This is a genomic window from Mycolicibacterium sp. XJ2546 (assembly GCF_053483195.1).
The window spans coordinates 1-863 of the sequence record NZ_JBEFRW010000051.1 but is presented as its reverse complement, the minus strand read 5'-3'; the positions used below and the strand labels follow the sequence as shown (position 1 = coordinate 863).

The following is an 863-nucleotide window of genomic DNA, read 5'->3' as shown; positions in this document are numbered from 1 at the left end:
TCGGAGCGTAATTCCGAGCGAGGTATGCGCGCACGGCGGATTCGTCCCAGCCGATCAGTTCACCGTCGGCGTCGAACATTGCGGCCGCATCAGGCACACCGTCGTCGACAGACACGGCGTCCTCGGCTGTCTGCTTCCACCTCACGCACGGCCACCGTTGATCGCGTACACACCTTTGGCGCCGGGCCGCCGCTGCGTGGGCTGGGCTGGCTGCGCCCCGCCGTGCTGCGAAGCTGTGAGCCCCGACGGTAGTTGCATCGCCGACATGAGCCGGGCGAATACGATCCGCTGCTGACGCAGTTCGACGAGCGCCGGGTGTGCCCGCATGCCCTGTGACGACGTGGCGAGATCGCCGTCGCGGTCGACGATGGCCTGCAACCTGTCGAGGGTGTCCGCGGTGCGGCACAGCTCGCGCAAAGCGAGGGCGTTATGCTCGTCGAGGTCCAGGACGTCGGTCACGGCACCCCACAGGGTCGTTCCGGCGTCGCCGAGACCGGAGGGCTGTTGGCATTCAGTCATCGGTAGACGCTCCAATCAAGGGCCGATCGTTTCAGGTCGGGGAGATACGAGTGCCTATGCCCCGAGGGGCGCGGGTCGGCGTTCGCGGGGTACCCCCCCGTTGGTTGGGTGAGCGGCCCCGCGCGGCGCGGAGGTCGCAACTACGCTGCCGCGCGGGGCGCTCTGCCAACGTCAAGACGCTGGGCTAACGGCAATGCAGGCACTTTATGACTTGGATCAACGGTACGGCGGGCCGTACCCGTTCGAAGTAGCCGGCAGTATCACCTCGGCAGCCAATGTCATTTACTGCCCATGGCATTCGTCGTCGGTAACTGGTGGCGTCACTGTCTCGAGACCCGTATACC

1 protein-coding gene is annotated in these 863 nt (G+C 66.3%); it reads right to left on the bottom strand.

Annotation, left to right across the window (positions count from 1 at the left end):
* Positions 1–141: 141 nt before the first annotated feature.
* Entirely contained in the window at positions 142–519 is a 378-nt protein-coding gene (locus ABQE44_RS25780; RefSeq protein WP_448432651.1) for a terminase, read from the bottom strand.
* Positions 520–863 lie beyond the last annotated feature (344 nt).